Source organism: Actinomyces sp. ZJ308, from assembly GCF_011752065.1.
Lineage (GTDB): Bacteria > Actinomycetota > Actinomycetes > Actinomycetales > Actinomycetaceae > Actinomyces.
In genome coordinates this window covers 38,962-65,293 of the sequence record NZ_JAAIJY010000002.1, presented here as the reverse complement: position 1 = coordinate 65,293, position 26,332 = coordinate 38,962, and the positions used below count along the sequence as shown (strand labels likewise).

The window sequence follows — 26,332 nt, the reverse complement described above, 5'->3', positions numbered from 1 at the left end:
CGCCCGCTAGCATGTCAAGATGCCGTCCCGCACCGATAAGCGCCAGCGCCTGCGCATGGATCCCGCCGAGCGCCGCGAGCTGATCCTGTCCGCCGCGAGCCGCGCCTTCGCGAGCCGCCCGTACGAGGAGGTCTCGCTGGCCGCGATCGCCGAGGAGGCCCATGCCTCGGAGGCCCTGGTGCACAAGTACTTCGCCAATAAGGCCGGCATCTATGCCCAGGTCCTCCAGCGCGCCACCGACGAGCTCGCCGAGCGCACCCGACAGGCCGACGACGCCCTGCCACCGGGCTCCTCGGCGCGCGACCGCGTGCGCACCTCGATCCTGACCTACCTGGACTTCATCGCCGAGCGCTCCCCCGGCTGGATGGCCTACCAGATCCTGGCCGGGCACGAGCCGGGCGAGGCCGCGCAGGTGCGCCAGGCCGCCCGCGAGGCGGCGGTCAGGGCGCTGGCCGACGTCGTCGGCGGCAGCCGGGGGTATCGCGACGACTTCGCCCTGTGGGGCTATCTGGGGTTCCTCGACGACGCCTGCCTGCGCTGGGTTCGCGCCGGGTGCCCGGAGGACCAGCGCCACAGCCTCATCGACGCGGCGCTCGGCTGCCTGGAGGGGGCGCTGGGCGACTGGCGCAGGTGACGGCGCGGGGTGCCGGCCGCCCCGGGGCGGCCTTCCGGACATGAGGGCTCGCAAGCCGCGCCGACGGCAGGGCCCGTGAAGGACAGAACAGGAACAGCACGAGGACACCGGACAGACACGACGTAGGGCCCACCCTCGCCAGGAGGTGGGCCCCACGTGATGAGTCAGCGCGTCGGCGCGAGCCTCGGGCTCAGCGGACGGGCTTGCGGATCTCCGCGGAGAGGAACCAGGCCTGCTGCTCGAGCTTGCCGATGAGGTCCTCGACGATGCCGGAGGAGGTGGGGTCCTCGGCGTCGACGTCCTCGTCCACGCCGCGCAGCGTGGCCACGACGGCCTCGATGGCGGAGACGATGTAGGCGACACCCTCGCTGGTGAGGACCTCGCCCTCGGGGGCGGCCGGGACGGTGGTGGCGGCGGCGACGGTGGCCGGGCGGCCGTCGGGGGTCGCGTTGATGGCCCGCATGCGCTCGGCGACCTCGTCGGAGCCCTCGCGGGCGATGTCGACGACGTCGTCCAGGTTGCGGTGGATGTCGCGGAAGTTCGGGCCGACGACGTTCCAGTGGATCTGCTTGCCCACGAGCTCCAGGGCGATGAGGTCGGTCAGGACGCGCTGGAGGTTGTCGCTCAGGGCGGCGGAGGCGGTGAAGGAGAGGTTGATGGACGGGGTAGTCATGGTGTCTGCGTTCATGGCTATTACCTTACTACTTCGCCAGCCACTGTGGGTGTTACTTATGATTCACAGGCAAGCCAAGCCTCACCTGGAACCAAGGCTCACCTGCGCGAACACCCCCTCGACCAAGCTGATGGCGGGTAGCAGCTCCTCACCCATCAACAGGACGACGACGGCACTCGGCAGCGCATGGACACTGGCGCGAGCCGGCTGGCATAATGACGGGGAGCTCTCCGGCGGCTACCGGACGGCTCCCCTAGGTAAGCGGCTCATCCGAACCACTTGCCGAGGGTATCCACAAGGACACTGACGGCCCGGATCAGGCGAGCGATTGCGGTTAATAGTTCGCTCACCTTCCGGGCCGTTTCCTTGTCCTTGCGGACTTGCCCGTGTCGGCCTTTCGGCTTGGACACGACCCCCACCTCCTTCCGACTCCCTTCTTCCCCGACAGGACACTGGATGTTTCGGGAGAAGGTGTCGAAGAAAGGCGAGAGCAATCATGTCACGGCGGCTCCGGAGATATCAGCCGGCCGAGCAGGTATTCGGCTCTCCGGTCTCCTCCTCCTCGGAGGCGAGCCAGCGTCCGTCACTTCCGGGCACCATCGTGTTCCTGGCCGGGATCTGGGCCTTGTTAGTGGGGTCCGTGACGTCCTTGCCCTGAGCGTCAACGAAGGTCACCTGCGTCATGTCCACGCAGTAGGAGACGGTGGCGCTCTGGCCGTCGGCGCTCATGGCGACCTCGGAGACCGCGACCCTGACCGGGGTTTTGGCCCTCTCCCCCTTGTTCTGCATATTGGTGGCGTCATCGGTGAGCTGCTGCTGGAGGTTGCCGGTGGTCACGGTGGGCACCTTGCTGACGTCCTGGCCGCCGCCGACCCAGAGCCGCCAGGACATCTGGTCGTAGGCCACGAAGTCCTGGAGGATCTTGACCTGGGTGACATCCAGGCCGGCCGGGATGGCGGTGATGGTGTAGCCCAGCTGGGCGTCGGACAGGGAGGCCGCCGTGACCGGCCCGGCGCTGCTCGACGCCGTGGCGACACCCGAGGGCGACGACGTCGAGTGACCGGTTGTGCCCGCGCCGCTCGCGGCGCTCTTCTCTCCGGACCTGGAGTTGCTGGACGAGCAGCCGCTCAGAGTCAGCGAGCCGGCCAGCAGCAGGCAGCCCAGCACGGCAGTCCAACGGCGGGCTCCGACCCGGTTCACGGGGCGGCTCTCGACACGTGTCACAGGGGCTCCTCCCAGTCGGCCGGATTCAACCCGGCGGAAACCAACCCGTCGACACTACCGCGAAGGTCACGAGCGTGTCTCGACGTTCGTCGCGGGAGGTCCGTCTTTCGGCTCTCCAGCGACGACGGGCGGTCCCGGAAGTGGCCGGAACCGCCCGTCGTCGGATGTCGGACGCCGCGCTCAACGCACGGGCTTGCGGTCCTGCGAGGAGATGAACCAGGCCTGCTGCTCGAGCTTGCCGGTCAGGTCCTCCAGGATGCCGGCCGACGTCGGGTCCTCGTCATCGACGGCGTCGTGCACGCCGCGCAGCGTGGCCACGGCGGCCTCGATGGCGGAGACGACGTAGGCGACGCCCTCGGAGACGGTGATCTCGTCCTTGGGCAGGGTCGGGACGGTGGAGTCGGCGGCGACGGTGGCCGGGCGGCCGTCGGGGGTCGCGTTGATGGCCCGCATGCGCTCGGCGACCTCGTCGGAGCCCTCGCGGGCGATGCCGACGACGTCGTCGAAGTTCAGGTGAAGGTCGCGGAAGTTCGCACCCACGATGTTCCAGTGGGCCTGCTTGGTGGCGATGCCCAGCGCAATGAGGTCGACCAGCACGCGCTGGAGGCTGTCGCTCAGGGCGGCGGAGGCAGTGAAGGCGAAGGTGACGGATGGTGCGGCTGCGGTCTCTGCTCTGGTCTCTGCACTCATGCCACCCACCCTAAGCCGTTTGTCTTGAGGCAGGCTGGCCACCGACGGGGACATGTCACGCGTACGGGTGCGCCACCTCCCGGGCGGGGGCATCCTGCGCGTGCGGGTGCGGAGTTTCTGTCCCTGCACGCGCAGGATGTCCCCGGCTACAGAAAAGTGTCCCCGACGGCGTCGAATGTCCCCGACGGCGACGAGCCGGCTCACATCGTGCCGGTTGAGTGTTGGTCGCGTGCCGGCCAGGGCCGCCGTGCTGGAGGCCGCCGGCCCCGTCAGGCCCAGGGCTGGCGCTCGGCCCACTCCTGGGGGCTGACGCGGCGCCCGGTGTAGAAGGGCGTGTCCACGCGCACATGCATGCGCGCGTCCGTGTAGCGCTGGTGGTGCAGCACCCCTTCGAGCCGGTCGAGGGTGTCGGCCTCGAAGCCGAGGATCCACTCGTAGTCGCTCAGGCCGAAGGTCGCCAGGGTCGAGCCCTTGACGTCGGGGTACTTGGAGAAGCCGTGGCGGCCGTGCTGGGCCATCATGCGCGAGCGCTCCTCGGGGTCGAGCAGGTACCACTCGTAGGAGCGCACGAAGGGGTAGACCATGACCCAGTCGCGCGGCGCCACCCCGGCCAGGCAGGCCGGCACGTGGCGGGGGTTGAACTCGGCGGGCGTGTGCAGCCCCATGCAGGACCACACCGGCTCCAGGTAGCGTCCCAGCGCGCTGCCGCGCAGGCGGTGGTAGGCGTTCTGGAGGACCTCGGGGTCGTCGTCGAGCCACCACACGAGCAGGTCGGCGTCGGCGCGCAGGCCGCCGACGTCGTACCAGCCGCGCGTCGTCACGCCGCCGGCCTCGACGAAGTCGGCGCTCTCACCCAGGAGCTGCTCGCGCTCGGGCTGGGAGGCGGGCAGGGGGCGGGCCAGGCGGAAGACGGCGTAGAGGGTGTAGTGGTACTGGTTGTTGATGGCCTCCAGGTCGACGTCGGTGGCGTCGCGGGGGTCGCGGTGGGGGCGGCGCTCCTCGTCCTCGAAGCGGTGCAGACCACTCTCGCCGGGGTGGCCGCCGGGGTGGCCGTGGGTGTCGGTGCTCATCTCTTCTCCTTGATTCTTCCGGAGCTGCTGGGCTTGAGGCTATCGGGGACTCATCCGCCCCGACAGGGGCGGTCAGTCACTGGACGGGGCGGGTCGAGGTCCGATCGCACCTGGTCACGGCCGGCTCATGGCCGACTCATGGCGGGCTGGTGCCCGCCGGCGTGCTCGCCGTCGGCACCGTGGGCCAGGTGGTGGCCGGGATGGCGGTTGCCGGGGCGGCAGCAGGTCGGCGGGCAGACGGTGTGGAAGGGTCCGACGCCGGTGGTCGAGCCGGGGTGGACGTCCTCGCCTCGGGCGGCGGCGGCCCGCTCGATGAGGATGTCGACCAGGGAGTCGACGAAGGCCGGGTGGGTGCCGGCCGTGGCGGCGCGCGCGTACGGCACCCCCAGGTCCCGGGCGGTCTGGGCGGCCTCGGTGTCGAGGTCGAAGACGACCTCCATGTGGTCGGAGATGAACCCGAAGGGCGCCACGACGACGCCCGCGGGCCGGGCGGTCGGGCGGCCGTCGGTCAGGCGGCCGGCGGCCAGGGCCTCGAGGTGGTCATTGACGTCGGGCTCGAGCCAGCGTGCCTGGGGCGGTCCGGAGCGTGAGCAGTAGACGAGGTCGGCCTCCACCCGCTCCAGACCGAGGCGGCGGGCGACCTCGGGGACGAGAACCGCGGCGAGGGCCTCGTGCTGGGCGACGTAGGAGACCTCCGTGGACAGGTCCGCGGCGACGCCGGGCTCGCGCCGGCCGGTGAGGTGCTCCGCGAGCCGGGAGGTGGGCTGCGCCGGAGACCGGGCGGCCGAGCGCCGGCCGGGGTGACCCGCCGAGTACCCTCGGGGCGCCCCGGCGTCGGATGCGGACGAGCCGCCGATGTCGGGGACGCTGGGGGCGTCGGGGCCGCTGGGGGCGTCGTCGGAGCCGGGGCCCGGTGCGGAGCCTGCCTCCATGCCCAGGGGGATGGAGTGGGTGACGAGCACGAGGCGCACGTCGGCGGCGGCCACGTCCTGCTCGGCCAGCTCGCCGTAGGCCCGGACGATGGCGTCGACGTTAGCCTCCAGCAGCCCGGGGGTGTTGTAGTAGGGGCGCGTCTTGTCCACGGTGAGGTCCACGGGCCCGCCGCCGTCCCCGCCGACCCGGGCGACGGCGTCGGCCTCGAACCCGTCTCCGGTGGAGCCGTCCGCGCCCGCGGCGAGCAGGGCGACGGCGCCGGCCAGGTCCTCGCGGTACTGGCGGCAGCCGGAGTAGGACCCGAAGGCGGCGGTGGGCAGGGCCAGGATGTGTCGGGCTCCGGCGTCGGCGAGCTCGCGCAGGGCCTCGCTGACGAAGGGGTGCCAGTTGCGGTTGCCGACGACGATCGGCAGCCGGGATCCGCGCTCGGCCAGGCGGGCCTGGAGGGCATCGCGAAGCTCGGCATTGCGCGCGTTGATCGGGGAGGCGCCGCCGAAGCCCTGGTAGTGGCCGGAGACCTCCAGGAGGCGCGAGTCGGGCACTCCGCGGCCGGCGGTGGCGTTGCGCATGAAGGGCAGGACGTCCTCGGGACGTCGGGGACCGCCGTAGGACAGCAGGAGGACGGCGTCGTAGGGGGCCAGCGGGTCGGCGGCGGGGATGCTGGCCGGGATACCGGTGAGGTCGGTGCTGAGGCCGGCGGCCGGGTCGGCGCCGTGAGCGGCGGCCGAGCCCTCGGCGGGACCGGAGGTGGACGCGGCGGTGTCAGTCAAGGCTCTCTCCTGCGGTCTCCAGGCCCCAGACGAGCTCAAGGGCCTGGCGATAGGCCTCCTCACGACCCTCCTGGCCGGCGCGGCGGGCCATGACGGTGGGCTGGTGGAGGAGGCGGGCGGCCAGGTGGTTCAGGGCGCGCTCGGCCTGGGCGAGGGAGACCATCGGCTCGCCGTCGGCCTCCGGGTGGGACTCGAGGCCGGGTTCGACGTCGGCCGGGGACGCGGCATGGCTCCGAGGGCAGGCGCCCGCGGCGGCGTCGGCGCTGTTGACACCGTTCACCCCGGTTCCGGCGCGTCCGTCGACGGCGGGCACGGCCAGGGCGAGTCGGCGTGCGGGCTGCGGGCGCAGGCGCGCCACCTCCTCGGCGACGACACGGCCCACCTGGGCGCGCAGGGCGGTGATGAGGGGGTCCATGGCCCGGCCGGCCAGGGTGCACTCGAAGTCGGCGGCCTCGGCCTCGACGATGGCGCGGGCGGCGGCCACCTGCTGGGCCTCGGCGGCGGGAACGGCGTCGCGCACCCCGGCCAGGTCGAGGTGGATGACGCCGGGCAGGGCGCCGACGGTCTCGTCGACGTCGCGGGTCAGGGCCAGGTCGAGGATGACGAGCGGGCGGGTGGCGGTCCGGTCGGCATCCCGGCTGGCACTGCCGCCGGGGCGGAGCCGCTCAGCGGCGACGGGGGCGACGACGTCGGCGGTCAGCACCGGGCCGCCCACACCGCGGCAGGTGACGACGAGGTCGGCGCGGCTCATGGCCCGGCCCAGGGCGTCGGCGGGGACGGGGCGCAGGTCGTGGCCGGCGGCGAAGGTCTCGGCCCGGTTGGAGGCGGAGTAGACGGCGATGTCCGTCAGGCCACGGGCGCGCAGGGCGGCAACGGTGGCGCCGGCGTAGGAGCCGGTGCCGACGATGAGCGCGCGGCAGCCCTCCAGGGGCGGTAGGTGACGGGCGGCCTGCTCGACGCCGACGGCGACGACGCTGCGCCCCTGGCCGGACAGCTCGGTCTCGTGGGCGACCCGGCGGGCGGCGGCCGAGGCGCGCTCGACGACCCGCACGAGGTCGGGGCTGAGGGTGCCCTCGGCCTCGGCGGTCTCGGCGGCGCGGCGGACCTGGCCGACGATCTGGGACTCGCCGACCACCATGGAGCTCAGGCCCGCGGCGATGGCGAGCATCTCGCGGCGGGCGGGAGCCCCGGCCAGGTGGGTCAGGTGGAGGCTTCCCGGGGCGAGGCCGGCGCGCTCGGCCAGGAGGTCGGAGACGGCCCGCCCCAGGTCCGACGGCGCCTGGTGCTCGGCTCCGGTCTCAGTTCCGGCCTCGGCCCCGGCCGCGCCGGGCTCGGTGGCGGCCTGCGTCGCGGCCGCCGGGACGAGACCGGAGTGGAGGGTCACCGTGTCGAGGGCGGCCGGGCACCCCGTGTCGGCCCAGGAGTCGGCGTCGAGCAGGAGGGCCAGGCGGTTGCAGGTGGACAGGACGACGATCCCGCGCAGCGCGGGCACGGCCGCCATGAGGGCCGGCCCCAGTCCGGGAGCGACCGCACCGAGCCGGGCGACGACGTCGAGGCCCGGGAGTCGGTGGTCGGCGGAGAGAAGATGAGTAGTCACAGCGAGCGCTATTGAAACATCATGCAGGGGTGCGGGCACAATAGCGGCGTGGCGATACGCACCCAACGTCAGGACAATGCGTCATCACACTATTTCTGACATCCTGTCACTATCAGGGCGACACGGGGCTTGCCTTGTGATAACACACAAAACTCACCTGTGGACTCACACACGAAGAGGTTGGTGAATATGTCTCGGATTCAGTTTCCTTATCGCAAGGAAGGCACACGGCGTCAGTATTCCGTGGGCGATCACGGCGATTTAGTCAGCGGCTCTTCACGCAATTCAATTGACGCCGATCGGACGGCGGAGCCCGCGATCCTGGAGGCGTTGGCGGGTCGCAGACCGGCGCGCACGCCCGTGTGGTTCATGCGTCAGGCCGGCCGGTCCCTGCCGGAGTACCGCGCGCTGCGGGAGCGCGCCGGCCTGGCGATGCTGGACGCCTGTCTGGATCCCGAGCTCGCGGCGGAGGCGACGCTGCAGCCGGTGCGGCGCCACGGCGTCGACGCGGCCGTCCTCTTCTCCGACATCATGGTGCCGCTGCGCCTGGCCGGCGTGGGCGTGCGCATCGAGGAGGGCATCGGGCCGGTACTGGACGCCCCGGTGCGCAGTGCGGCCGAGGTGAGGGAGCTGGTCGCCCGCCGCTTCGGTGACGGTCCCGGGGCCGAGGGCGTGGTGGCGATCGAGGAGGCGGTGCGCCGCGTCGTCGTCGAGCTCGGCAGCCCGCAGACGCCGGGCGTGCGCGAGTCCCTGGGCGAGCGGGCCCGCGCGGGACTGGAGCACAGCGCCGGGGCGGCCGGGTGGACGCCGGTGCTCGCCTTCGGCGGGGCGCCCTTCACGCTGGCGGCCTACCTCGTGGAGGGCCGGCCCAGCCGCGACCACCTGGCGGCACGCACGCTCATGCGAGCCGACCCCGAGGCCTGGGAGAAGCTCATGACCTGGTGCGCGCGCCTGACCGGCGAGTTCATCGCCACCCAGGTGCGCGCCGGTGCCGCCGCGGCCCAGCTCTTCGACTCCTGGGCGGGCTCGCTGTCGCCGCGCGCCTACCGCGAGCGCGTGGCGCCCTACTCGGCGCTCGCCCTGGATGCGGCCCGGGCGGCAGTCTCCCCCACCACCGGCCGGGCGGCGCCCCTCATCCACTTCGGGACCGGCACGGCCCGGCTGCTGGGGCTCATGCGTCAGGCGGGGGCCGACGCCGTCGGCGTCGATGAGCGCATCGAGCTCGGTGAGGCGATCGAGGCTCTGGCCCGGGCCGACTCGCGGACGGGGGCCTGCCCGGTTCAGGGCAATCTCGACCCGGCGCTCCTGGCGGCGCCGTGGCCGCTGGTGGCCCAGGAGGTGGACGCGGTCCTGGCCGCGGGGCGCGCGGCACCGGGGCACGTGGTTAACCTGGGGCACGGGGTGTCGCCGGCCACCGATGCGGACGTGCTCACCCGGATCGTGGCGCGGGTGCACGGCTCGCAGGAGTGGGAGTCCGTGGCGCTGGCCGGCTGGGACGCCGTCGCGGACTCGGCGGCGCAGACTGTGGCAGCGACGCCTTCGGGGACGCCGGCGGACACCGGGTCGGTCACAGGATCGGGCGCGGGCTCGCCGACCGAGGGCGCTGCCGGAGATCCCGGACAGCGGGGCCCCGGCCGGCAGGACCGGCAGGTTCCCGGCCGCCAGGCGCCGCGGGGACCCGGCGGCAGGCCGCTGGCCCGCACGACACGCACGCCCGGACGGGATGGACACGGGAGGGCCGCTGAATGACCCTGAATCCGCAGGACAACGGGGGCCACAAGGCGGACGGGCACTGGGGGCAAGCGAGTCCCGCCGGGCCCGGCCCCGAGACGGTCGAGTCGCCGGAAGCCACCGCGGCCGGTTCTGCGAGTCCCCCCGGGACCGGTGAGCGGCCTGTGGGCTCTGACGACTGGCAGGCGCCGGTTCAGCGGTGGGACGCGCTCGTCGTCGGCGGCGGGATCGCCGGGCTGACGGCGGCGTGGGACCTGGTGCGCGCCGGGCTGCGGCCTCTGCTCATCGAGGCGCGCGGCTACACCGGCGGGCTCGTCGCGGCCGGGCGGATCGGCGGCGCACGGCTGGACCTGGGGGCCGAGGGCTTCGTGGTGCGCGGCGAGGCCGCCACCTCGATGCTGGCGGAGCTCGGCCTGCGCGCCACCGCACCGCACGGCCGACCGAGGCTCTTCCTGCCGCCCCTGGCACCGGCCGACGGCGGCGTCGGCGCGGCGGACGGATCCCATCGCGAGGGGAGCTCCGGCTGGGCCCTGCACCGATTCCCGCAGGACGCCTATCTGGGGATCCCCGCGGACCCGATGGCGCCCGACGTCGTGGGCATCATCGGGGCCGAGGCCGCGCGCAGGGCCGCGCAGGACGCCACCCTGCCCGGGAGCGTGGGCACCGGCCCCGAGGACCCGGCCGACCTGGCCTCCTTCGTCACCGCCCGGATGGGCTCCGGCGTCCTGGAGCGGCTCGTGCGCCCGATCGTCGCGGGGATTCACTCGGCGGACCCGGCGGACCTGGCGGCCGACGTCGTCGCGCCCGGGCTGCGGCGGGCCACCGCGGAGCTGGGCTCGCTCAGTGCGGCCGTGGCCGCGGTGCTGGAGCGGCGTCGGGCGCGCCAGGACGGCGCCGGCGGGCGGAGCGTGGACGCGGCCGTCGAGGGCGGGCTGTTCCGGCTCACCGACGCGCTGCGCGAGGCGATCGAGGCCGGCGGCGGGAGCGTGCGCACCCGCACCGGCGCCCAGTGGCTGCTGCCGGACGGCAACGAGGACTCGGGCACGTGGAGGGTCGGGATCGCGCCGACGCGTCGGGGGCCGACGCCGTCGGAGGAGCCCGTGCCCGACGGCGCCGAGGAGGTCGTGGTCACCGACCGGGTCGTCCTGGCCTGCTCAGCGAGTGCCGCGCTGCGGCTGCTGCGGGGCGTGCCGGGCCTGCCCGCGAGCGCGACGGACCTGACCGTGCCGGTGGGGGCGCCGATCGCCCGCTTCACGCTGGTGGCGCGTGCTCCCGGGCTCAGCGGTGAGCCGGTGGGGTCGGGCCTGCTCGTGGCGCCCGCGGAGCCTGCCGGGCCCGCCGGATCTGCTGTTCCTGCCGCTCCCGAGGTTTCCACCGGCGCGGCGGCGCCGGACGGTCCTGGCCCGGGTGACGTGGGACCGGGGGCTGCCGAGGCTGCCGCACTTACCATGCCTACCGGACTGCCCGGCCCAGCTGCCCCCGAGGCATCCGCCGACGCCGCGACCACGAGCGGGCCGGACTCGGATGAGGACTCGGGTGAGGCGGCCTGCCCGGCTCGGGCCAAGGCGCTGTCGCACCTGAGTGCCAAGTGGCCGTGGGTCGGCGCCGAGCTGCGCGCGCTGCACGGGCCGGACGTCCACGCGCTGCGCCTGTCCTACGGTCGGCCCGGCCGGCCCCGGCCGGAGGTGGACCTGTCGGTGGCGCTCGATGACGTGGCCGCCCTGACCGGGGTGCGGATCGATCCGGGCGACGTCGTCGACCACATGCTGGTGCGCTGGGACGGGACGCTGCCGCCGGTGACGCCCGCCTACCGGGTGCGCACGACGCGCCTGGAGGAGCGGCTGGCACCGGTGCCGGGCCTGGAGGTCACCGGGGCGTGGGTGGCGGGGACCGGGATCGCGGCCGTCGTCGGGCATGCCCGCGCCGCCGCCGGGCGCCTGGTGAACCGGCGGGTGAGTCCGCATGCAAGCCCGAACGGCCAGTGAGGCGACCGGCCGAGTCCGACGTCCTCGTCACGTTCGTATATTAGGTCTCGCGTTGCACCCCCAAGGTACGACGCCTGGATGGGGCCGAAGCGTCAAGCGGCATCAAGGAGGAGATGGGCATGAGCACGGCTGAGGGGCGCGGGCGGGTCCGGCTGGGAACGCGCGGCTCGCGCCTGGCGCTGACCCAGTCCGGGCAGGTCGCCGAGGCGCTGCGTCGCGCCGCAGCCGGTAGCGCGCCGGCCGGGCCCGGAGACGGCCCCGGCGGCTCGGCCACTGGGCCGGGCGCTGATCTGAACATTGAGCTGGTCACCGTGCGCACGGACGGCGACGGCGACCGCACGCCCCTGCACCGGCTCGGCGGCATCGGGGTCTTCGCCGCCCGGCTGCGCCATGCGCTCCTGGATGGTGAGGTAGACCTGGTGGTCCACTCCTTCAAGGACCTGCCGACGCAGCCGGTCGAGGGCCTGGAGGTCGTCTGCGTGCCGCCGCGCGAGGACCCGCGCGACGCCCTGTGCGCCCGCGACGGACTGACCCTGTCGACCCTGCCGGAGGGAGCCCGCGTGGGCACCGGCTCGCCGCGGCGGACCGCGCAGCTGCTGGCCGCCCGGCCCGACCTGGAGATCGTGGACCTGCGTGGCAACGTGCCCACGCGCCTGGCGCGGGTGCGGGGGCTGGAGGTGGCCGGGGTCGGTACCGATGAGCCGGTCGCACCCGGCCGGGCCGACGCCACCGGGGACCTGGACGCCGTGGTCCTGGCCCTGTCGGGGCTGCGGCGCCTGGGGCTGGAGCACTGCGCGAGCGAGGTCCTGGACCTGGAGACGATGCTGCCCGCGCCCGCCCAGGGGGCCCTGGCCGTGGAGGCGAGAACGGGTGAGATGGCCGCACCGTCCAGCGAGGAGCGCGCGGACGACGTCGATGGGGCGGACAACCCGATGGGTTCCGCCGCGTTGGCCCGGGCTGTGGCGGCCCTCGACGACGAGCCCACGCGTCTGGCGGTGACCGCGGAGCGGGCGCTCATGGCCCGGCTCGGCGCGGGCTGTGCGGCGCCGGTGGGCGCCTGGGCGCGGCTGCGCGGCGGCGACGTCGTCGAGGAGGAGACCTCGGAACGGACCGGAATCGGCTGGAATGACAGCCTCCACGGCTATGACACCACCATGGCCGAAACCGGGCGGAACGCCGGGTCTGCGAACGGCGGCTCGCAGTCAGACGGAGCCGTGGCGGTTCAGGCCTGCGGGGGCGAAGGCTCCCGCAGTGAGGACCGGATCCCGGACCGGGCCGATGCGGTAGGGCGGCATGCTTCGGCGGCGTCTCACTGCTCGCCGCGGGTGCTCGTGCTGCGGGCGGTGGTCACCTCGCTCGACGGCGCCCAGGAGGTCGGCTGCGAGCTGAGCACCGAGCTGCCCGAGGCCGCCGGCGACGCGGATGCACCGGGAGAGGCGACGAGCGCGGCGGTTCGGGCGGCCGCGGCGCTGGGGGTCCGGGTGGCTGAGATCCTGCTGGAGGACGGCGCCGGGGAGATCGTCGACCTGCACGCCAACAAGCCGCGGCGGGACTGAGACCATGACGGACTCCGCCGCAGACAACGGCCCGGCCGGGCACCCCCCGGGCCGGGGCGCCTCTGAGCCTGCCGCTGCGCCGCTGTCGGGTCGGGTCGTGCTGCTGCCGCGGGTCAAGGAGCATGACCGGATCGCCTCGGCACTGGAGAGCACCGGGGCCCAGGTACTGCGCGCGGCCGTGACTCGGACGGTTCCGGGGGACGCCTCGGCCCTGGAGGCGACCGCACGACGTATCGCGGCGGGTAAGGCCGCCTGGCTGGTGCTCACCTCGGCGCGCACGGTCGAGGCGCTGGCGCCGTACCTGCTCGCTCCGGTGCCCTCCTCGGTGCGGGTGGCGGTCGTCGGGCCGGCGACCGCGCGCGCCTGGACGGAGCTCACCGGTGACTCCCCCGACCTGGTGGCCCGGGGCTCGGCAGCTGCTCTCCTGGAGGAGCCCGTCCTCGTCGATGACCCGGGCACGCCCCGGGATGCCGATCGGGGTGCGGACCCCGCCGGTACCCCACGCGATGCGACCGCGTCCCCGCAGTCCCCGCAGTCCCCGCGGTCCCCGCGGTCCCCGCGCACCCCCGCCGGCAGCGTTCCCGCCGTGCCCACGACCGACCCGGGACCGGCGCGGCGGGTGCTGCTGCCGGCCTCGGCCCTGGCCGACCCGACACTGGCCGACGGCCTGCGCCGGGCGGGCTGGGAGGTCGAGCAGGTGGCCGCCTACACGACCGTGACGGCCGACGCCCGCGACCTGCCCGAGGGTCTGGATCACACCTGGGGCGCGGGCGGCGTGGACGTCGTCGTGCTCACCGCCCCGTCCACGACGCGAGCCGTCCTGGAGCTGCTCGGGACGCCCCCGCCCGAGACCCGGCTCGTGGCCATAGGCGCCACGACCGCGGCCGCCGCCGGAGACCTGGGCCTGCCGGTCGCCGCCACCGCCTCCTCCCCCACGCCCGAGGGCGTCCTGCGGGCCGCCATCGACACCGTTCAGACCCCCGCCAACCCCGAACACCTCTCGCAGGAGCCGCCACGATGACCGCACATCGGCAAAAGTGTCACGCTGGGCGACTTTTCACCGACATCACTACGCATCCGACACCCACGTCCCAGACGTCTGCCCAGGTCAGGACCGGATGTGCGAAGGCGCCGGGAGCTGCGCCCTCAACTCCGGCCCTTAAAAGTCTCCATTCGTGACACAAACCGGTATCCGGGGCACCTCCTCGCCCCTCTCAGCCCCCGTAAGCACGGGACCGTCCTCACCTCACTGCATCCACATAACCCTGTCATTCCAACGCTTCCCCGGACTACCCGGCTACGAGACGACCAACGACCCCAGGAGCACCACATGACCGACGCCCTTCGACCGGCCGCCGACTTCCTGTCCCGCCGCGCCGTCCCGGCCCCGCAGGCCCCCACGATCCGCCCCCGCCGCCTGCGCACCACCCCGGCGATGCGCCGCCTGGCGCGCGAGCACACCGTGGACCCGGCCGCCCTCATCCTGCCGGTGTTCGTGCGCGAGGACATTGACGCACCCCGTCCCGTGGAGGCCATGCCGGGGGTCGTCCAGCACACGCTGGACTCGCTGCGCCGTGAGGCCGCCGCCTGCGCCGAGGCCGGCATCGGCGCCATCGATCTGTTCGGCGTGCCGGCCAAGCGCGACGAGTCCGGCACCGCGGCCTGGGCCGAGGACGGCATCCTCAACCGCGGGATCGCGGCCGTGCGCGCGGAGGTCGGGGACGACGTCGTCGTGTGCGCGGACACGTGCCTGGATGAGTTCACGAGCCACGGCCACTGCGGGCTGATCCGCCAGGGCGGCCCGCGCGCCGGCGAGGTCGACAACGACGCCACGCTGGCCGCCTACCAGGCGATGGCGGTGGCGCAGGCGGAGGCCGGGGCCCACATGGTCTCGCCGTCGGGAATGATGGACGGGCAGGTCGCCGCGATCCGCACCGCCCTGGACGCCACCGGGCACGACGACGTCGCGATCCTGGCCTACTCGGCGAAGTACGCCTCGGCCTACTTCGGGCCGTTCCGGGAGGCCGTGGGCTCCACGCTCACCGGGGACCGGCGCGCCTACCAGCAGGATCCGGCCAACCGTCGCGAGGGCCTGCGCGAGGTGATGCTCGACGTCGCCGAGGGGGCGGACATCGTCATGGTCAAGCCGGCCGGCCCCTACCTGGACGTGCTGGCCGACGTCGTCGCCTCCTCCCCGGTGCCGGTGGCCGCCTACCAGGTCAGCGGCGAGTACGCGATGGTGGAGGCGGCCGCCCGGCGCGGGTGGGTCGACCGCGAGCGCGTCATCGCCGAGTCGGTGCTGGGGATCGTGCGGGCGGGGGCGGACATGGTCCTGACCTATTGGGCCCGGGAGATCGCCGAGAACCCGGCCCTGCGCTGAGTGGGGTCGTCTCGCGAGGGCCTGCCGGGCGGGCGCGGAGCCGGGCTCCGGCGATGGGCCGTCACCCGGTGGTCATGCGCAGGATGCCGTCGGCGACGGTCTCCTGGGCGGCCTCGGTGAACCCGTGTCCCTCGCCGTCCAGTGTGGTCAGGGTGGCGTTGGCGAAGGTGGTCGAGGCTCGCTGCGAGTAGGAGATCGGCACGATGTCATCCGCCGTTCCGTGGAAGATGAGGACCTGCCCGGCGAAGGTCATGTGGTCGTCGATGGTGACGTCGTAGACGTCCTCGAAGTACCTGCGGCCCACGGTCAGGCCCATGAGGTTGGTGGTGTCGGTGATGTCCTCCCTGGTGGGGAAGCGCTCGTGGGCGTCGTCGAACAGCGAAAAGGCCGGGTAGATCAGCGCGATGCCGGGGATGCCGCTGGGGTTGTCCTCGGCCACGAGCGTGGTGACGACGCCGCCCTGGCTGGCTCCGATGAGGTAGATGCGGTTGGGGTCGATGTAGTCGAGCCCCTGAACGAGGGTGAGCGCGTCGCGGAGGTTCTGCACCTCGGTCATCACCGACATGTCCGTCATGCTGCCTTCGCTCTGACCGGACTCGTAGCCGCTGCCTCCGGCGAAGTCGAAGCTGTAGACGACGACGCCGTGCTGGGCCAGCAGCTCCTGCATGTGCGGCGTCTGGGTGTGGTTGCCGCCGAAGCCGTGGCTCACGATGACCACCGGTGCGCGTCCTTGGACGTCGGGGCGCTTGACCTCGCCGTAGATGCGGTTGCCGGCGCTCTCGAAGCCCAGCTGCTCGGTGGTGACGGTGTAGGTCTGCTGCGAGCCCATGGACTGCGTGGCTCCCGGAGAGACGGCGCCGCTCACGCTGGGGGCCGCGCCGGTCCTCGCCGTGGAGGTGCTGCTGCTCGCCCTGGAGCAGGCGCTCAGGCCGGCCAGTGCCCCGGCGGCGGCGAGCGAGCCCGCGGTCAGGATGGTGCGTCGTTTCATATCGTCCCCGGGCGACTCGGATCGTCGACCGTGCTGCTCAGTCATCACTCGTCTCTCCTCTGCTGGTGGTTTCAGCTGATGGTCATTGTTCAGGTCTTCAGGGTGACATCACAGCGCACCCGCCTGGAAGGTCCTGGCGGTACCTCCCAAGCGCGCCCAGAGAGACGCCATGCGCCCAACCTGCGTGGAGGAGGCTCGGTCCTGCGAGCTGGTCTCGCCGCCGGTCATGGCGAAGCAGGCCCTGTTGCGACAACACGATGGGGCGTCGGCGCGGTCGTAGGGTAGGTCGCGCGGTCGTACTCTCTACCCCTCCGACCGCGCGACACAAGGTACGACCGCGACGGGGCGTGTGCCTCGCTGCGGCTCTGAGAGACCCCCGCAGCCCCGGTTTTGCAACACGACTCAGCCCGTATGCCACGAAGTCGCCAAAGTGTCCACGGCGGAGACTTTTAGATGCCTCTGCCACTGAGTATCCAGAAGTAATCACTCTCTGACCTGCGATGTTTCCGGGAAGCACCTGTTCCTACCGCCTGAAAAGTCGCCAGAACGGACACTTTTCGCCTTCGTCGGCCATCCCAACCGGTCAACTCCGCAGCCGGCCACCTTGGTCAGGTAGGTTTGGAATCAGCCCTGACCAGCACCTTCACCCGCAGGATCGACCGTGACTCAGCAGCCGCAGCCCGCAGACCGCCCCGCCGCCACCTCCGCCAAGGCAACCGCCGGCGCGACCAGCGCCGAGGCGACCAACCGAGCAACCAACCGAATGACCAACCGAATGACCAACACAGCCCTGTTCGAGGCGGCCCGCGCCGTCATCCCCGGGGGCGTCGACTCCCCCGTGCGCGCCTTCGGCTCGGTGGGCGGCACGCCGCGCTTCATCGCCTCGGCGAGCGGCGCCCACGTCATCGACGCCGAGGGCCGCCGCTACGTGGACCTCGTGGGCTCGTGGGGCCCGGCGCTCCTGGGACACGCCCACCCCGAGGTGGTCGCCGCGGTGCAGGACGCCGCCGCCCGCGGCCTGTCCTTCGGCGCGCCCACCGCCACCGAGACGCTCCTGGCCGAGGAGGTCCGCCGTCGGGTCCCGGCCGCGCAGAAGGTCCGTTTCGTGTCCACCGGCACCGAGGCGACGATGACCGCGGTGCGCCTGGCCCGCGGCGCCACCGGCCGCGACGTGGTGGTGAAGTTCGCCGGCTGCTACCACGGGCACAGCGACGGCCTGCTCGCGTCGGCCGGCTCGGGCCTGGCCACCGGAGGCCTGCCCGGCAGCGCGGGCGTGCCCGCGGCCGTGGCCGCCCAGACGATCGTCCTGCCCTACAACGACGTCGCCGCCCTGGAGGCCTGCTTCGCCGAGCGCGGCCCGGAGATCGCCGCCGTCATCACCGAGGGCGCCCCGGCCAACATGGGGATCGTCCCGCCGGCGCCCGGCTTCAATGCCGCGATCCGCCGCGTGACCGCCGAGCACGGCGCGCTCATGATCCTCGACGAGGTCCTCACGGGCTTCCGCGTGGGACCGGCCGGCTGGTGGGGCCTGGAGGCCGTCGACGGCTGGGCCTCGGACCTGCCGGCCTTCACCGCCGACACCGACGCCGTTCCCGGCGCCTCCGCGACCGCGCCTGCCTCCGATGTCGCCCCCTCCTGGCCGGGCGCCGACTGGCGCGAGCGCGCCACCTGGGTCCCGGACCTGGTGACCTTCGGCAAGGTGGTGGGCGGCGGGATGCCGCTGGCCGCCGTCGGCGGTCGCGTGGAGGTCATGGACCTGCTGGCGCCGGACGGGCCCGTCTACCAGGCGGGCACGCTCTCGGGGAACCCGCTGGCCACGGCGGCCGGCCTGGCCACGCTCCAGCTGGCCGACGACGCCGTCTACGCCTCGGTGGCCAAGCACTCCCGGGCCATCGGCGAGGCGGTCTCGCGGGCCCTGACCGAGCAGGGGGTTGCCCACCGCGTGCAGCGGGCGGGCTCCCTGTTCTCGATCATGTTCGGCAGGCGGGCGGCGGACCTCGGCGTGAGCGACTACGAGGCGGCCAGGGCTCAGGAGACCTGGCGCTACGGCCCCTTCTTCCACGCCTTCCTCGAGGCCGGGGTGAGCCTGCCGCCGTCGGTGTTCGAGGCCTGGTTCGTCTCGGCCGCGCACGGCGAGGCGGAGCTGGAGGCCATTGCCGCCGCGGCTCCGGCTGCCGCGCGCGCCGCCGCCTCAGCAGACAGTCACGACCGGTCGTAACCGGCCGCGTCCAACAGCGGTTCCGTTACGGCCTCCAGGGCGGCGGGGCGAGGGCGGCCTCGTAGGCGGCGACGTCGACGTCGGCGTTGAGGCTGATGACGATGCGCAGCCGGGAGTCTGGGTGGGCCGCCAGCCAGCGGCCGATCGTCTCCAGGGTCACCAGGGCGGCCTGGCGCTTGGGGTAGCCGAAGACGCCCGTAGACAGCGAGCACAGGCCGACGCTGCCCAGCCCCGCGGCGTGCGCGACGTTGAGGACGCTCGTGTAGCACGAGGACAGCAGGCGCCGGTCGTGCAGGGTGGGCTTGCGGCCATCCTCGATGATGGGGCCCACCGAGTGGATGACGTGCTGGGCGGGCAGGTGGTAGCCGCCGGTGAAGACGGCCCGGCCGGCGGGCTCCCCGCCCTGGCGGCGGGTAGGGTCGAAGGTCTCCGCCCAGGTCATGTAGCGGGCGCACTCGGCGCGCAGGGCCGGGCCGGCGACGGCGTGGATGATGTTGTCGATGCAGCGGTGCCCGGGCGCGAAGCAGCCGAGCATCCCGGAGTTGGCGGCGTTGAGGACGGCGCCGGCGCGCAGACGGGTCAGGTCGCCGCGCCAGAAGGCCACGTTGCGGCCCAGCAGGCCGGGCACGTGGTCGGTGATCGCCAGGGGCGGGATCTCGGTGGCGTCGACCATGCCGCGCTCGGCGGCCTCGGCCTCCAGGAGGGTGTCGAGGTCGGCGGCGATGTCCTCGGGCAGGGGCGCCGGGGGCCGGGCGGTCAGGAGGAAGTCGAGCATGGTGCGCAGCTCGTCGGGGTCGGTGGGGACCGTCGAGTCGATCCAGTCCGTGGCCCCCTCGGGGTCGGAGCGCAGGAAGGCGTAGACCAGGTGGCGCACCAGTGCGTCGCGGCCCGAGGCGCCGACGGGTACTGCCCATCGGGCTCTGACAGCGTGACTGACATGGGACTCCAACTTCACGCGGGCCATCATAGGATATCAAAACGTAATGTTCTGCCCTTGACTGGGCGAGCCGGGTAACAGACGACGACGTCGCCCGGAAACGGCGGGTTTTCGGGCGACGTCGAAGAGCTGGAGCGGCAGGGAAGGGCCGGCAGGGCTCAGCGCGGTGCCGAGGCGTGAGGCGGCTCAGGCCTGGGCGCCGGCAGCCTCCTCCTCGGCGATCTTGGCCTTGAGGGCGTCCATGTCGAGCTCGCGCACCTGCGTGATGAGTGAGTCGAGCGCGGGGGCGGGCAGGGCGCCGGCCTCGCGATAGACGAGCACATTGTCCCGGAAGACCATGAGCGTGGGGATCGAGGAGATGCCCAGGGCCCCGGCGAGGTCCTGCTCGGCCTCGGTGTCCACCTTGGCGAAGGTGATGTCCGGGTTGGCCTCGGAGGCCTTCTCGTAGATGGGGCCGAAGCGCATGCACGGGCCGCACCAGGAGGCCCAGAAGTCCACGAGCGTGATGCCCTCGCCGTGGATGGTGTCCTTGAACTCCGGGCCGGTGATGTTCTTGGTGGCCATGAGCGTTCCTTTCAAGACTGCGGATACTGATCGGTTCCACTGCGGCCAACACGACCGGGCCCCACCCTATTCCTGCCCCCAGCCGCGCTCCACCGCCGACGGCGGGTGTCCCCCTCCCATCCGGACCCCAAGCCCCTCCCCACGGCCGGGGACATCCTGCGCGTACGGGTGCAGGAATTCTGTCCCCGTACGCGCGACACGCCCCCGGCCGCGCAGAAATGTCCCCGACGGCGTCGAAGGTCCCCGACAGGGCGGTGGGGCCACTCGCCCCAACCCCAGACATGACCGTTTGCAGATACAGCTCCACTCAGGATGTGCAACAAGTATCCGTTGTATACAATCGACACCCTTCAAATGTCACACAACACCCTTTAGACTGACATCATGGATCTAAGGATGTTCGTTGACGACACCATGGGAGAATTGGTCGACATCACCGGCTCAGACCAGGTGACCGGCAGCTGGCAGCACAAGGCCTTCATCCCCGCGCCACTCGGTTCCGACGAGCCGACTCTCAGTGGAAGCACCTACCGGATGCTGGCAAAAGCCGGCCGCGCACTGGCCGCGCTCGACGCCACGGCCCAGCAGCTGCCGAATCCCTACCTTCTACGAACGCCCTCCTTGCGACGCGAGGCGCAGTCGACGTCGGCCCTGGAGGGAACGTACGCACCGTTGCGCGAGGTACTGACCGCCGACGACGACGCCCCCGACACCGCTGAGATGGCGGAGATCCTCAACTACGTCCGCATGGCCAACAGCGGCTTCCTGTGGGCCCAGGAGGGGCGTCCCATCACCTTGGCATTCATCGAGGACCTTCAAGGGGAGCTCATGCGGGGCACCCCACTTGAGCCCGCTTCCGGTCGGCTGCGCGACAGCCAGGTCATGATTGGACGCCGGCCCGGTACGCACGGCGCGGCTCCGATCCACACGAGCCGCTTCGTTCCCGTGCCACCCGGAGATCGTCTTCGCTCCGGCGTACGCGCCCTTGTCGACTGGCTGCGCCAGGACCACGGCGGAGAGATCGACCCGATCATCGCCGCAGGCATGGCCCACTACCAGTTCGAGACCCTTCACCCCTTCCGGGACGGGAACGGTCGTCTGGGGCGGTTCCTCATCGTGCTCACACTCCTCGGCTCAGGCGTTCTCAGCGAACCGACACTGACAGTCTCACCATGGTTCGAGGAGCGCCGCGCCGAGTACTACGACGCTCTGCTCGGGGTCAGTACCCACGGCGACTGGGACACCTTCCTCACCTTCTTCTCCCGGGGGCTGGCCGCGGCCGCCACCAGCACGCGTCACCAGATGCTCGCTCTGGCAGCCGCACACCAGAGTCTCAAGGAGACGGTGCGAGCCTCCAGCCTGAGATCTGGGCGCGCGCTCGACCTCGTCGACTTCGCCGTCGCGAACCCGAGCTTCACGGTGCGCAAGGTCGAGGCCGCCCTCGATATCTCATACGGGCGGGCCAACAGCCTCGTCGGCCAGCTGATCGACATCGGAGTGCTCGACGTCGTCGGGACAGGGTCTCAGCCTCGCCGCTTCGCCGCCCCGGCCCTCCTGAAGGTTCTACTCACCTGACGTGCACCTGACGTGGCCTTATCCCGCCCCCTCCCCACGGCCGGGGACATCCTGCGCGTGCGGGTGCAGGAATTCTGTCCCCGTACGCGCGACACGCCCCCGGCCGCGCAGAAATGTCCCCGACGGCGTCGAATGTCCCCGCGAGCGCGCGGGCGAGGGCCACGGCCGAGTCCCACGGGCCGGGCCGACCGCCCCGGCCCTGTTCAGCCCTGGCGACTTCGATAGATTGGGGCTGTGGAGCCATCCGAGGACACTCCTTTTCTGAACCGGCTCGCGTCCGCCCGCCTCACCTCGCGCGAGCTCGACGTCGCCCGTTTCTATGAGGACAACCTGCCCGGTGCCGCCCTGCTCAACCTCGAGGAGGTCTGTCGGGCCGTGGGGGTCTCCTCGGCGACGGCGGGCCGGTTCGCGCGCAAGCTCGGGTACCCCGACTTCCGCGCCATGAGCCGCAGCCTGCGCGCCGGCGTGCGCGAGGACCTGTCCCTGCCGGTCGAACGCCTTCGACGGCTGCGTGACGACCGCGCCGAGACCGCATCGTCTCCGCGGTCCATCCTCGATCGGCGCGTCACCGCTGCTCAAGAGGTGCTCTCCGGTTGTCCCACGGCGATCGACGAGGAGGCCTTCACCCGCACCTGCGCCCTGGTCGGCGACGCCGATCGCCCCCTCTACCTGGGTGCCGTCGCCACGGGCCGGCCCCTCATGCAGTACTTCGGTCTCCTGCTGTCCTACCTCAGGGGCGACGTCGTCATTCTGGAGGGAACCGACCGCTGGGCGCACGCGCTGGCCGGCCTGGGGGACGACGCCGTCGTCCTCGCCGCGACCTTCGACCGCCATCCCTCCCCGATCGAGGCCCTGCTGCGCCTGGCGCGCCAGCGCGGCGCCACCTCGATCCTCCTGACCAACCGACGCACCGGGCCGCTCGTGCCCATGGCGGACATCCTTCTGACCACGCCGTCGATCAGCCAGGAGGCGATGTTCCGGACGCGCGCGGCCACGCTCGTCGTCCTCGAGGCGGTTCTCGACGCGGTGGCGGCTGAGCACCCCGAGCACCGCCGCGCCGAAGCCGTCGAGGAGACCTTCGACCTCATGCGCGGCTACCTGTGACGGCGGAGCCGTCCCGCCGTCCTCCAGACGACTCCCACCGACTCCGACTGACTCCCGCACTGCCTCCCGCCCGATCCACCGCGGAACCGGCACCGGTGGACGCGCTCCAGGAAGAGTAGTTAGTTTACTTCTATCCACCCACTAAGATCGTCACTAAACTGACGAACAGCTCCAGCCGCTTCCGAGGAGACCACATGCCTGCCAAACCGTCCATCATCACCGACCCCCTGACCAACCGCGGCACGGCCTTCTCCCAGGAGGAGCGACGTCGGCTCGGGCTCATCGGTCGCTTCCCCTCCGCCGTCGAGACCCTCGACCAGCAGGCGGCCCGCACCTACGCGCAGCTGTGCTCCCAGCCCACGAACCTGGACAAGTACGTCTTCCTCGACCAGCTCCACAACCGCAACGAGGTCCTCTACTACCGGGTGCTCACCGACCACCTCGCCGAGCTGCTCCCGATCGTCTACGACCCCACGATCGGCGAGGCCATCAAGAAGTGGAGCCGCGACTACCGCAGGTCACGCGCCGTCTACCTGTCCGTGGACCGCATCGAGGACGTGCGCCCCTCCCTGGAGAACCTGGGGCTGGGCCCTGACGACGTCGACCTGGTGGTGGTCTCCGACGCCGAGGAGATCCTGGGCATCGGCGACTGGGGCGTCAACGGCACCGACATCTCCGTGGGCAAGCTCGCCGTCTACACGGCCGCCGCCGGCATCCACCCCGAGCGCACGATCGCCGTCAACCTGGACTGCGGCACCGACAACGAGGCCCTCCTCAACGACCCCGCCTACCTGGGCGAGCGGCACGCGCGCGTGCGCGGCCAGCGCTATGACGACCTCATTGCCGAGTACCTGTCCGTGGCCGGCGAGCTCTTCCCCCACGCGCTGCTCCACTTCGAGGACTTCGGCCCGTCCAACGCGCGCCGCATCCTGCTGGCCAACCGCGACCAGTACCGCATCTTCAATGACGACATGCAGGGCACCGGCGCCATCGTCATCGCCGCGGTGATCTCCGGCATGAAGGTCACCGGCCAGAACTTCGCCGACCAGCGTCTTGTCGTCTACGGCGCCGGCACCGCCGGCACGGGGATGGCCGACCAGATCCACGCGGGCATGGTCCGCGACGGCCTCAGCCCGGACGAGGCGCGCTCACGCATCTGGCTCATCGACCGGGAGGGCCTGGTCACCGACGACATGAAGGACCTGCCCGACTACCAGCAGGCCTACGCCCGCCCGGCCTCCGAGGTCTCCGACTGGACGCGCGAGCACGGCCGGATCGGTCTGCTGGAGACGGTGCGGCGGGTCCACCCCACGGTTCTCATCGGTACCTCCACGGACCACGGGGCCTTCACCCGGGAGGTCATCGAGGAGATGAGCAGCGGCGTCGAGCGCCCCATCGTCCTGCCGCTGTCCAACCCCACCGAGCGGATCGAGGCCATACCGGCCGACGTCGTCGCCTGGTCCGACGGCAAGGCGCTGGTCGCCACGGGCATCCCGGTGGAGCCCTTCGACTACGAGGGGACCACGTTCACGATCGGGCAGGGCAACAACGCGCTGCTCTACCCGGGTCTGGGCCTGGGGGTCATCGTTTCGGGGGCGAGCCGGGTGACCGACGGCATGCTGCTCGCCGCCGCTCAGGCGGTGGCGAGCCAGGTGGACCCGACGGCGCCCGGTGCGGCCCTGCTGCCGCCGGTGGAGAACCTGCGCGCCTCCTCGGCGACGGTCGCCGTCGCCGTCGCCCGCCAGGCCGAGGCCGACGGCGTCGCCACCATCCAGCACGACAACCTCATCCAGGCGGTCCAGGACGCCATGTGGCAGCCGGTCTACCCCGAGGTCGTCTGAGGAGCCGGTGCGAAGGGCCCCGCCCCCACCTGTGGGGCCTTCGGCGTTCACGGGCGCGCCCTTCGCCCTTTTCACTCACCCTTCTCGCGGCCGGGGACATCCCACGCGAACGGGTGCGCCCCTCTCACGGCCGGGGACGTTCTGCGCCGTCGGGTACAGGATTTCTGTCCCCGTACGCGCGACACGTCCCCGGGGCGTCGAAGGTCCCCGTCAGTGCCGCATGCCTCCATCGGCGAGGGCGGCACGCAGCCGGCGGACGAGGTCTACCATCGGGGCATGCCGACCAAGGAGAGCACGGGCGCTCGACTGCGGGCGTGGGAGCGGGCGACCGAGTGGCCGCTGACCGGCGCCGCCGTCGTCTTCCTGGGCGCCTACGCCTGGCAGGTGCTCAGCGCGCAGGGCGCGGCCAAGGCCTCCGCCGAGCTGGTCATCGACGTCGTATGGGCCCTGTTCGGCGTCGACTACCTCGTGCGCCTGGTCCTGGCGCCGAACCGGGGACGCTGGTTCCTCCATCACCTGCCGGACCTGGCGGTGCTCGCCCTGCCAGTCCTGCGGCCACTGCGCCTCCTGCGCCTGGTGACGCTCGTGGGCGTCATGCAGCGCAGCGCCGGCACCGCACTGCGCGGACGCATCACCCTCTACACGGTCGGAAGCGCGGGCCTGCTCATCTTCACCTCGGCGCTGGCCACGCTGGAGGCGGAGCGCCAGGAACCGGGCTCCTCGATCCGGACCTTCGGTCAGGCCCTGTGGTGGGCGCTGACGACCATCACCACCATCGGCTACGGCGACACCACCCCGATGACCACGCAAGGGCGCTGCATCGCGGCGCTGCTCATGATCGGCGGCGTGGCGCTCATCGGTGTCGTCACGGCGACCCTGGCGTCGTGGATCGTCTCGCTGGTCGAGGAGGAGAACGCCGAGCAGGAGGCCGCCACGCAGGCGCAGGTGGCCGCCCTCCAGCAGCAGGTCAGTGAGCTGAGCCGGCGCATCGACCGTCTCCTGGAGGAACGCGGCTCGGGCACCTGACCGCGTCCACCCGTCTTCCGGTCCGACGTCGGCCGCACTGACCGCGCAGACACCGAGCCGGGCATCTCTCGCGTAGGACAACAGAATTTCTGTCCGGCTACGCGAAAAATGCCCGGCTCAGGGCAGAGGGCGAGGGCGATGCTGCACAAAGATTCACAAGCTCAGTCATTCGTCGTCGGCATGCAGAAGCGGACCATAGTCGCGCCCGCCGTAGTAGATACCGATGATCTCAATCGCCTCATCAGTGACGGCGAAAGCGATGACAGCACGCCGGCGAAACCCGATGGTGCGCAGACCGGGGCGGATGTCGTCGCGAGCGCGACCAACCATCGGGAAGTCGGCCAGCGCATCGCACCGGTCCATCAGCGCGGTCACGTAGGCCTCGGCGCGATCGGGGAAGCCAGACTTGTACGCGATCCAGTCGTAGAGATCGGTCAGATGACGCTGCGCCTGCGGAGAGTAGCCCACACGCCGGGTCACGGATCGTCCTCAGGCCTCGGAGGTACGGCGGGAGTGATGGGCCGCGATGTGGGCGCGCACCTGCGAGGCATCCAGGGCCAACGAGGGATCAGCCCTCAGCTCGTCATACGCCGACGCCACGTCACCGCGCAGCCAGGCGTCAACAGCCTCCTCGCGGGCGAACAGCTCCCGAAGCCCATCAGTGACTGCCTCGCTGCGGTCGGCGTAGGCACCCGAGGCGACGCGCTGCTCCAGCTCGTCCGCCAGATGACTCGGCAGAGTGACACTCACTTGTCTGCACACAGGGCACCTCCTCTCCTCTGATGGACGGGACTCTACACCGGGCTCCTGGGAGGATCGTCGGCCGCACTGACCGC

General features: G+C 72.2%; 21 protein-coding genes and 1 pseudogene. 11 read left to right on the top strand and 11 right to left on the bottom strand.

Annotated elements, in window-relative coordinates:
- The first annotated feature begins 19 nt into the window (after positions 1 to 19).
- Positions 20 to 634 carry a TetR/AcrR family transcriptional regulator gene (locus HCR68_RS01275; protein ID WP_167145438.1) on the top strand — a complete coding sequence of 205 codons (615 nt, stop codon included), beginning with the start codon at positions 20 to 22 and terminating at the stop codon, positions 632 to 634.
- A gap of 190 nt (positions 635 to 824) precedes the next feature.
- Here HCR68_RS01275 and HCR68_RS01270 read toward each other — a convergent pair whose 3' ends face one another.
- The 6 genes from HCR68_RS01270 to HCR68_RS01245 form a co-directional block, all read right to left on the bottom strand.
- The gene (locus tag HCR68_RS01270) at positions 825 to 1,322 is read right to left on the bottom strand and encodes a DNA starvation/stationary phase protection protein (protein ID WP_167145436.1); all 498 of its coding nucleotides are present in this window, start codon (positions 1,320 to 1,322) and stop codon (positions 825 to 827) included.
- A gap of 504 nt (positions 1,323 to 1,826) precedes the next feature.
- Entirely contained in the window at positions 1,827 to 2,531 is a 705-nt protein-coding gene (locus HCR68_RS01265) for a hypothetical protein (protein ID WP_167145435.1), read from the bottom strand.
- 180 nt (positions 2,532 to 2,711) lie between these two features.
- On the bottom strand, positions 2,712 to 3,221 hold the full coding sequence (locus HCR68_RS01260; protein ID WP_167145433.1) for a DNA starvation/stationary phase protection protein: 510 nt from the start codon (positions 3,219 to 3,221) through the stop codon (positions 2,712 to 2,714).
- A 269-nt stretch (positions 3,222 to 3,490) separates the two neighbouring features.
- Positions 3,491 to 4,291: a hydrogen peroxide-dependent heme synthase gene (gene hemQ, locus HCR68_RS01255; protein ID WP_167145431.1), complete on the bottom strand. Its 801-nt coding sequence runs from the start codon at positions 4,289 to 4,291 to the stop codon at positions 3,491 to 3,493.
- Positions 4,292 to 4,416: 125 nt separating this feature from the next.
- On the bottom strand, positions 4,417 to 5,895 hold the full coding sequence (locus tag HCR68_RS01250; protein WP_167145655.1) for a ferrochelatase: 1,479 nt from the start codon (positions 5,893 to 5,895) through the stop codon (positions 4,417 to 4,419).
- A 91-nt stretch (positions 5,896 to 5,986) separates the two neighbouring features.
- Positions 5,987 to 7,591, bottom strand: a complete 1,605-nt coding sequence (locus tag HCR68_RS01245; RefSeq protein WP_167145429.1) for a glutamyl-tRNA reductase — start codon at positions 7,589 to 7,591, stop codon at positions 5,987 to 5,989.
- A gap of 189 nt (positions 7,592 to 7,780) precedes the next feature.
- Between HCR68_RS01245 and HCR68_RS01240 the strand changes: the two are divergent.
- From HCR68_RS01240 to hemB, 5 genes and pseudogenes are all read left to right on the top strand, one after another.
- Positions 7,781 to 9,091: pseudogene (locus HCR68_RS01240) on the top strand (uroporphyrinogen decarboxylase); the annotation flags it as partial.
- A gap of 245 nt (positions 9,092 to 9,336) precedes the next feature.
- Complete coding sequence (locus HCR68_RS01235) at positions 9,337 to 11,307, top strand: NAD(P)-binding protein (RefSeq protein WP_167145427.1); 1,971 nt, start codon at positions 9,337 to 9,339, stop codon at positions 11,305 to 11,307.
- Positions 11,308 to 11,426: 119 nt separating this feature from the next.
- On the top strand, positions 11,427 to 12,863 hold the full coding sequence (locus HCR68_RS01230; protein WP_347878288.1) for a hydroxymethylbilane synthase: 1,437 nt from the start codon (positions 11,427 to 11,429) through the stop codon (positions 12,861 to 12,863).
- A gap of 4 nt (positions 12,864 to 12,867) precedes the next feature.
- Positions 12,868 to 13,884 carry a uroporphyrinogen-III synthase gene (locus HCR68_RS01225; RefSeq protein WP_167145425.1) on the top strand — a complete coding sequence of 339 codons (1,017 nt, stop codon included), beginning with the start codon at positions 12,868 to 12,870 and terminating at the stop codon, positions 13,882 to 13,884.
- Between the two features lie 309 nt (positions 13,885 to 14,193).
- Positions 14,194 to 15,243, top strand: coding sequence for a porphobilinogen synthase (hemB, locus tag HCR68_RS01220; protein WP_167145424.1), 1,050 nt, complete (start codon positions 14,194 to 14,196; stop codon positions 15,241 to 15,243).
- Between the two features lie 61 nt (positions 15,244 to 15,304).
- Here hemB and HCR68_RS01215 read toward each other — a convergent pair whose 3' ends face one another.
- Entirely contained in the window at positions 15,305 to 16,276 is a 972-nt protein-coding gene (locus tag HCR68_RS01215) for an alpha/beta fold hydrolase (RefSeq protein WP_243858858.1), read from the bottom strand.
- A 730-nt stretch (positions 16,277 to 17,006) separates the two neighbouring features.
- On the opposite strand from HCR68_RS01215, the gene HCR68_RS01210 reads away from it, so the two are divergent.
- On the top strand, positions 17,007 to 18,449 hold the full coding sequence (locus HCR68_RS01210; protein WP_167145651.1) for a glutamate-1-semialdehyde 2,1-aminomutase: 1,443 nt from the start codon (positions 17,007 to 17,009) through the stop codon (positions 18,447 to 18,449).
- A gap of 25 nt (positions 18,450 to 18,474) precedes the next feature.
- On the opposite strand, the gene HCR68_RS01205 is transcribed toward HCR68_RS01210, so the two are convergent.
- Both HCR68_RS01205 and HCR68_RS01200 read right to left on the bottom strand, forming a co-directional pair.
- Entirely contained in the window at positions 18,475 to 19,416 is a 942-nt protein-coding gene (locus HCR68_RS01205; protein ID WP_167145421.1) for a macro domain-containing protein, read from the bottom strand.
- Between the two features lie 156 nt (positions 19,417 to 19,572).
- Entirely contained in the window at positions 19,573 to 19,950 is a 378-nt protein-coding gene (locus HCR68_RS01200; protein WP_167145420.1) for a thioredoxin family protein, read from the bottom strand.
- A 384-nt stretch (positions 19,951 to 20,334) separates the two neighbouring features.
- Between HCR68_RS01200 and HCR68_RS01195 the strand changes: the two genes are divergently transcribed.
- The 4 genes from HCR68_RS01195 (at position 20,335) to HCR68_RS01180 (ending at position 25,496) form a co-directional block, all read left to right on the top strand.
- A complete protein-coding gene (locus HCR68_RS01195; RefSeq protein ID WP_167145418.1) occupies positions 20,335 to 21,525 on the top strand; it encodes a Fic family protein in 1,191 nt (396 codons plus the stop codon).
- 234 nt (positions 21,526 to 21,759) lie between these two features.
- On the top strand, positions 21,760 to 22,629 hold the full coding sequence (locus tag HCR68_RS01190; RefSeq protein WP_167145416.1) for a MurR/RpiR family transcriptional regulator: 870 nt from the start codon (positions 21,760 to 21,762) through the stop codon (positions 22,627 to 22,629).
- 194 nt (positions 22,630 to 22,823) lie between these two features.
- Positions 22,824 to 24,470, top strand: coding sequence for an NAD-dependent malic enzyme (locus HCR68_RS01185; RefSeq protein ID WP_167145414.1), 1,647 nt, complete (start codon positions 22,824 to 22,826; stop codon positions 24,468 to 24,470).
- A 276-nt stretch (positions 24,471 to 24,746) separates the two neighbouring features.
- Positions 24,747 to 25,496 (top strand): potassium channel family protein, encoded by a 750-nt coding sequence (locus HCR68_RS01180; RefSeq protein ID WP_167145412.1) that lies wholly within the window; start codon positions 24,747 to 24,749, stop codon positions 25,494 to 25,496.
- A gap of 165 nt (positions 25,497 to 25,661) precedes the next feature.
- On the opposite strand, the gene HCR68_RS01175 is transcribed toward HCR68_RS01180, so the two are convergent.
- A complete protein-coding gene (locus HCR68_RS01175; protein WP_167145410.1) occupies positions 25,662 to 25,976 on the bottom strand; it encodes a type II toxin-antitoxin system RelE/ParE family toxin in 315 nt (104 codons plus the stop codon).
- Positions 25,977 to 25,985: 9 nt separating this feature from the next.
- A complete protein-coding gene (locus HCR68_RS01170) occupies positions 25,986 to 26,246 on the bottom strand; it encodes a type II toxin-antitoxin system ParD family antitoxin (protein WP_243858856.1) in 261 nt (86 codons plus the stop codon).
- Positions 26,247 to 26,332: the final 86 nt, after the last annotated feature.

Coding starts and splice junctions, on each gene's coding strand:
- HCR68_RS01235 (WP_167145427.1), top strand. CDS start 9,337: ATGACCCTGAATCCGCAGGACAACGGGGGCCACAAGGCGGACGGGCAC.
- hemQ (WP_167145431.1), bottom strand. CDS start 4,291: ATGAGCACCGACACCCACGGCCACCCCGGCGGCCACCCCGGCGAGAGT.
- HCR68_RS01195 (WP_167145418.1), top strand. CDS start 20,335: ATGGATCTAAGGATGTTCGTTGACGACACCATGGGAGAATTGGTCGAC.
- HCR68_RS01230 (WP_347878288.1), top strand. CDS start 11,427: ATGAGCACGGCTGAGGGGCGCGGGCGGGTCCGGCTGGGAACGCGCGGC.
- HCR68_RS01205 (WP_167145421.1), bottom strand. CDS start 19,416: ATGATGGCCCGCGTGAAGTTGGAGTCCCATGTCAGTCACGCTGTCAGA.
- HCR68_RS01225 (WP_167145425.1), top strand. CDS start 12,868: ATGACGGACTCCGCCGCAGACAACGGCCCGGCCGGGCACCCCCCGGGC.
- hemB (WP_167145424.1), top strand. CDS start 14,194: ATGACCGACGCCCTTCGACCGGCCGCCGACTTCCTGTCCCGCCGCGCC.
- HCR68_RS01270 (WP_167145436.1), bottom strand. CDS start 1,322: ATGAACGCAGACACCATGACTACCCCGTCCATCAACCTCTCCTTCACC.
- HCR68_RS01275 (WP_167145438.1), top strand. CDS start 20: ATGCCGTCCCGCACCGATAAGCGCCAGCGCCTGCGCATGGATCCCGCC.
- HCR68_RS01185 (WP_167145414.1), top strand. CDS start 22,824: ATGCCTGCCAAACCGTCCATCATCACCGACCCCCTGACCAACCGCGGC.
- HCR68_RS01210 (WP_167145651.1), top strand. CDS start 17,007: ATGACCAACACAGCCCTGTTCGAGGCGGCCCGCGCCGTCATCCCCGGG.
- HCR68_RS01200 (WP_167145420.1), bottom strand. CDS start 19,950: ATGGCCACCAAGAACATCACCGGCCCGGAGTTCAAGGACACCATCCAC.
- HCR68_RS01215 (WP_243858858.1), bottom strand. CDS start 16,276: ATGACTGAGCAGCACGGTCGACGATCCGAGTCGCCCGGGGACGATATG.
- HCR68_RS01180 (WP_167145412.1), top strand. CDS start 24,747: ATGCCGACCAAGGAGAGCACGGGCGCTCGACTGCGGGCGTGGGAGCGG.
- HCR68_RS01260 (WP_167145433.1), bottom strand. CDS start 3,221: ATGAGTGCAGAGACCAGAGCAGAGACCGCAGCCGCACCATCCGTCACC.